The following is a 3101-nucleotide window of genomic DNA, read 5'->3' as shown; positions in this document are numbered from 1 at the left end:
GATCCCAACAGATTGCATAATTAACTCTTACTACCCTTGTCCATGCAGCATCACCGCTAAGCGGGCGCTTGGATACCATCCAGTGTTAGAGAAAAGACTCAGGGCATCATCTCTCCCACAGTGTCAACGCACTCGGGTTAGGGACATACTCACTGAGCCTTGGTGGATTACTGATAGCTAATCAGTAACCCGAGACAGATACAAGGCCTGGGGTGAGGGGTATTTGAAACGAGAGTCAGCAATATTGGTAACGCAAATAGATCCAGGTTGGCGCTTGCTGATGCTGCCGCATTAAAAAGCAAAAGTCCCCTCATCTCAATCTTCTCCCCAAGGGAGAAGAGGCTAAAGGTAACTACGAGCGTGGTTTGCTCCCTATTTAGAAGACTTTCTCTCTTACGTCATTTGTTCAGCAAGGCGATAAGCTTTGCTCCCTCTCCAAGGGGAGGGGGCTGGGGTGAGGGGTATTTGAAACGAGAGTCAGCAATATTGGTAACGCAAATATGTTCAGGTTTGCGCTTGCTGACGCTGCCGCATTAATAAGCAAAAGTCCCCTCATCTCAATCTTCTCCCCAAAGGAGAAGAGGTTAAATAGGGTATATTAGAAAGCAAAAAGCCCCGCACTGTGCGGGGCTTCGATAGCATTTGTTAATCGCTCTATTGGAGATTAACGCTTGGTTTCAGGCATCGCTTCGTGTGTACCTGTCACTTGCATCTCTTCTTCCAACGCTTGATCTTCTGTGGTTGGATGAGAGTCTTCTGCACCATGCATCCAATCAATCAGCTTGTCTGAAATCAGGTACAAAATAACCGCTGACACGACACCGGTGATCACCAAGCCGATGAATATAGACAAAGACTTGTCGATCATCGCAGCTTCTTTTAGACCATCAACACACTCGGTCAACTTAACAGCGTCGGTGATACCTTGCGCGGTACACTGAGTGCTAAATGCTTCTCCATCGCCGTGTACACCAATCAAGGAGCCCACAAAGCCAGCAACATAGTTAGCCAAGCCGGTAAAGAAGAACCACAGACCCATAAATAGACTGGCCAGTTTCACAGGGGCTAGTTTGGTTACCATGGATAGTCCTACCGGGCTAAGGCAAAGTTCACCCAGTGTATGGAATAGGTAAGCCCCGACTAACCACCACAGGCTTGCTTTGGCGTCGCCACCAGCGATCTGCATAGACGCAGCAACCATGAATAGGAAGCCAAGACCTAATAGAAATAAACCGAGGGCAAACTTGGCTGGCGAGCTAGGCTCTTTATCGCCCAACTTAATCCACAGGCTGGCAAAAATAGGAGCAAACAACACAATAAAGAAGGCGTTGATGGACTGGAACCAGGCCGTAGGTACTTCAAATGAACCAACCATACGGTCGGTAAACTTGTCTGCGTAGATATTCATCAGGCCGCCAGCTTGTTCAAAACCAGCCCAGAATACGATAGTAAATAAGCCCAATACGAAAATTACCTTGATGCGGTCACGCTCAACTTTTGACAGAGGACCTGTCTGACCTTCATCTTTGGCTGCTTGGTTTGCTTTTAGTTTTGCTACCGGCACTGTGCCGATGTCACCCAGCAGTTTGCGAGCAAAAATGCCCTGAATAACCAGAGACAGCAGCATACCGAAACCCGCAGCAGCAAAGCCTGCCTGGTAGTTGTTTACGAAGATCTCTTTGCCGTTAACGATTTCGGTATAACCGAACGACTGATAAGCGCTGGCAACCAAAATACCGGAAAGGAAAGCACCGATATTGATACCCATATAGAAGATAGTGAATGCACCGTCACGGCGATGGTCGCCATCTTCATACAGATCACCAACCATGGTGGAAATGTTCGGCTTGAACATACCGTTACCACAGATAAGCAGGGCTAAGCCTGCATAGAAAACCGTGTTTTCCTGGCCTACAAACCAGCCATGTGGCATGGCAAGTGTGAACTGGCCCATGGCCATTAAAAAGCCACCGATGAGAATCGACTTACGTTGACCTAAGTGGTTATCAGCCAACCATCCACCAATCAGGGGTGTCAGGTAAACCAACATAGTGAAGGTGCCGTAAAGGCTGATGGCATCTTGTTCGGTCCAGCCCAGACCATTACCGCCTTGACCGCTGACCTTATCAACTAGATAGAGTACGAGAATGGCGCGCATTGCATAGTAACTGAAGCGTTCCCATAGTTCGGTACCGAACAATAGGAAAAGCCCCTTAGGATGCCCAAGTAGGGTTCCCTGAGAAGGTGTGTTGCTCATGTTTTTTCACCCTGGAGGAGTAATATTTAGAATTATTTATATAGTTATTGTTTGAAAAATCGCTGCAACCTTACCTAGAAAGGGGGGATAAAATCAATCAAGCGCGTCAAGTAAGCGTATTTTTGCGAAGCCCGTAGTGTCAACTCAATGGTTTAGCGCTAGAGCGAGCCTGTAACATAGCCGTGTAGCTTGTTTTTTATACGAGTGTTTGGAGCCAGAGTCGCTGAAATACCGCCACTATATAGTAGCAACAGCAAAAGCCCCCTCATCTCAATCTTCTCCCCAAGGGAGAAGAGGAAAAAGGCAACGACGAACAATTTTGCCTTGCTTCTGGAGGAGACTACCCTATTGTCTAATTCATTCAACGAGACAACGAAAATTGAGCAACTGACCGAATGGCGTTGCTCAACCTTTGAAAAGGTGTAACCCATGTTGCCGGTTTAAAATGTTACCTATGTTCCGGTTGTACATCTTAGCTCCCTCTCCAAGGGGTGAGGGGTATTTGATACTAGAATCAGTATTATCGGTGGCGTAGAGACATCAAGGTTAGTATTTGCTGATACCACCAGTATGTAGTGGCAACAGCAAAAGCCCCCTCATCTCAATCTTCTCCCCAAGGGAGAAGAGGTAAACAGACAAGGCAACGACGAACGAGTTTTGCTCTGCTCCAAGGGGAGACTACCCCATTGTTTAATTCATTCAGCGACACGATAAGCTTTTGCTCCCTCTCCAAGGGGAGAGATACCATCTTGCTCGTCATGCCTCAAGCAGTGATTTTCACGCTGTTTGAGGCTGATACTCGCTCTGGTGCTTAAGCACGCCGAAGCAAATATGAGTCAGCTTG

General features: G+C 47.4%; 1 protein-coding gene. It reads right to left on the bottom strand.

Translation table 11 applies throughout. From position 1 onward, the window contains the following. Window positions 1-664: 664 nt before the first annotated feature. Window positions 665-2257 (bottom strand): peptide MFS transporter, encoded by a 1593-nt coding sequence (locus DU002_RS19200; RefSeq protein ID WP_114340073.1) that lies wholly within the window; start codon window positions 2255-2257, stop codon window positions 665-667. Between the last annotated feature and the right edge of the window lie 844 nt (window positions 2258-3101).

Origin of the sequence: Corallincola holothuriorum, assembly GCF_003336225.1 — a bacterium.
Taxonomy (GTDB): Bacteria; Pseudomonadota; Gammaproteobacteria; order Enterobacterales; family Neiellaceae; genus Corallincola; species Corallincola holothuriorum.
Note: the sequence above shows the minus strand (reverse complement) of the source record. Positions and strands in the feature narration are given on the sequence as shown.